Below are 2,558 nucleotides of genomic sequence, written 5' to 3'. Positions count from 1 at the left end.
AGTTGGCGTTTTTTTATGTTTTAAATGCTTTATAAGCGCATTTTAGCTTATATTAGGTAAAAACCTAGAAATTTTATAAAGACATAAGGTGCACATAGTGCAAAAAATTAAACATGAGACGCCAGATACGTGAGTTTTTTTGTCATTTAATCTGCACAGAGAAGATAAATAAATAGCTTCAGTTTCATGATAAGGGGGCTGGCGAGGTTTGTCAAGGAATTTTTATGCAAGAGATCTATTGAAATGCCCCTGTAAAATTATACTATTAATTAGTACACTATAAATTTAAAATTATAGATATGTTAAGCAGATTGGTAATTTTGCTATTAGTTTTTATACTTCCTTTTTCTTCATACTCATACCAGTTTAGAACCAAAGCAAAGCAAGCAGTAGTCTTAGATTTAGCTTCAGACTCATTCATTTTTGACCATAATTCTGATGAAAAAATGGCCCCATCTTCAATGAGCAAGCTAATGACTTTATATATAGCCTTCGATTATCTAAAAGCTGGAATAATACACATGGAGGATAAATTTCGAGTAAGTAGAAAAGCGTGGGAAAGGAGAGGCTCTTCTATGTTTTTGAAAGAAGGTCAATCCGTTACGGTGAGGGAATTACTTGAAGGAATTACAATAGTCTCAGGCAATGATGCCTGCATAACACTAGCTGAGGGCATTGCAGGATCAGAAGAGAATTTTGTGGCTGAAATGAATGAAGTTGCACAAAATTTGAATCTGAATGACAGTCATTTTGTCAACTCAAGCGGGTGGCCAGATGAAGATCATTTTATGAACGCAAAAGACTTGGTAATGCTGGCAAAAAGGATTTTCACCGATTTTCCTGAATATTATGATTTATTTTCCGAACAATATTTGACATATAATGAAATTGTACAAAAGAATAAGAATCTTCTACTTTTTCACGATATTGGGGTTGATGGCTTAAAAACCGGTTATACAAATGCTGGTGGTTACGGCATTGTAGCATCTGCAAAACGAAATGATAGGAGAATTTTTGCTGTCGTAAATGGTTTAAACACTGAGAAAGAGCGAATAGAAGAAGCAAAAAGATTGATACAATACTCCTTAAATCATTTTAACACTAAGAAAATATTCGTTAAAGACAGCGTAGTTGAGGAAGTAAATGTTCTCTATGGAAAAGATAGAAAAGTGCCTATTACAGTTGCAAACGATGTTACCATAACTTACAACCGCAAATTGCATGACCAAATTAAGGTGCGTATTGAATATAAAGATATTATACCTGCACCCATTAAAAAAGGTCAAGAAGTGGGCAAAGTTTTTGTAGAAATACCAGGTATTGAGCAACAAACTACACCACTTTATGCAGCAAATGACGTGCAGGAATTGAATTTCGTAGAAAAGTTTTTTAGGATGTTGTTTTAAGTTTGATATTAAAGCAATTCCGAAAGAGAGATCTGTTGCACTTTAGTGTAGTTTTAACTAACAATTTCTGTTACAATACAAGATTGAAATGTTACGAAAATGTGCTGGTTGTATTTGTTGCTGTCTAGTATCCTAGAGATACTGTGGGCTGTAACGCTAAAGTTTAGTAACAGTTTTACTAAAGTTGTGCCTTCGATTGCAACATTGGTAATTATGATCATTAGCATTTACTTTTTATCTCTTGCAGCATGCTTTCTACCTATTAGGGTATGCTATGCAGTTTCCTCTGGAATATGCATAATTGGAATAACTATAATTGGTGCAACCACTTTCACAGAGAATATTAATTTGTCTCAAGTTTTATGTATCGTTTTAATTGTAATAGGAAGCATAGGGCTAAAGCTCTCTATTTAAACCTAAAAATTTATGCATGAATTGGATATATTTACTCTTATCGTCACTAATTGAAGTGTTCTGGGTCATAACACTTAAGCATAGTTATGGATTTACTCATCTCGTACCATCAATAATTAGCATACTCTCCATGGCTCTTAGTACATATTTACTTTCGCTCGCTACACGTTCTATACCTATCGGAGTATGCTATGCAATTTGGACTGGAGTGGGCGCTATAGGAGCTTCGATACTTGGAGTTTACCTATTTGATGAACCAGTTAATTTATTCGAAGTAATATGCTTTATTTTAGTTACATTCGGGATTATAGGATTAAAATTGTTTGATACTGCAAAACAAACTGTTGATAAAATGGAATAAAAGATCCCACTGGGATGAAAGAAGCAGATACTCCATATTGTCATGCAAATTGGAATCCAGACTTTTTTCTATATAGCATGGTGAAGACGGGAAACCGTAACCGTTTACACAATGGCGTCAACTTAAGGAAAAATGTCAGAGATTGTGTATAAAATTTCTCTCCAAATTTTTTATCATTAAATTATCCAAAGAGTGCAAGGGACAGCACTTTTGTTTCTGTTTTATTTCAACAAAGAAGTCTAAAATGTGTCCTTTTTAGGTGAAATATGCAAAAAGGAAAAAACCTTATTCTACAAATTAAAAATATAATATACTCGAAAACTTTTCAGAAAATCCATTGTGTTGAGTTTTACACGAACAAGAAAACTTCCTTTTTC

At 33.4% G+C, this 2,558-nt stretch carries 3 protein-coding genes; all 3 read left to right on the top strand.

What is annotated here, in order from left to right; all coding sequences use genetic code 11:
- Positions 1-299 precede the first annotated feature (299 nt).
- The 3 genes from OZD62_RS04190 to OZD62_RS04180 all read left to right on the top strand — a co-directional run bounded on the left by OZD62_RS04190 (position 300) and on the right by OZD62_RS04180 (position 2,181).
- Positions 300-1,406 carry a D-alanyl-D-alanine carboxypeptidase family protein gene (locus tag OZD62_RS04190; RefSeq protein WP_275019493.1) on the top strand — a complete coding sequence of 369 codons (1,107 nt, stop codon included), beginning with the start codon at positions 300-302 and terminating at the stop codon, positions 1,404-1,406.
- A gap of 99 nt (positions 1,407-1,505) precedes the next feature.
- Positions 1,506-1,820 (top strand): DMT family transporter, encoded by a 315-nt coding sequence (locus tag OZD62_RS04185; protein WP_275019492.1) that lies wholly within the window; start codon positions 1,506-1,508, stop codon positions 1,818-1,820.
- Between the two features lie 16 nt (positions 1,821-1,836).
- Complete coding sequence (locus OZD62_RS04180; RefSeq protein ID WP_006279756.1) at positions 1,837-2,181, top strand: DMT family transporter; 345 nt, start codon at positions 1,837-1,839, stop codon at positions 2,179-2,181.
- Positions 2,182-2,558 lie beyond the last annotated feature (377 nt).

The organism is Wolbachia endosymbiont of Drosophila seguyi (assembly GCF_028981765.1).
In the GTDB taxonomy this organism is placed as follows: domain Bacteria; phylum Pseudomonadota; class Alphaproteobacteria; order Rickettsiales; family Anaplasmataceae; genus Wolbachia; species Wolbachia pipientis.
The sequence above is the reverse complement of the archived record's forward strand: the minus strand, read 5'-3'. Positions and strand labels throughout refer to the sequence as shown.

Excerpts from the sequence above, each read along its gene's own strand:
- OZD62_RS04190 (WP_275019493.1), top strand. The coding sequence starts at position 300 with ATGTTAAGCAGATTGGTAATTTTGCTATTAGTTTTTATACTTCCTTTT.
- OZD62_RS04185 (WP_275019492.1), top strand. The coding sequence starts at position 1,506 with ATGTGCTGGTTGTATTTGTTGCTGTCTAGTATCCTAGAGATACTGTGG.
- OZD62_RS04180 (WP_006279756.1), top strand. The coding sequence starts at position 1,837 with ATGAATTGGATATATTTACTCTTATCGTCACTAATTGAAGTGTTCTGG.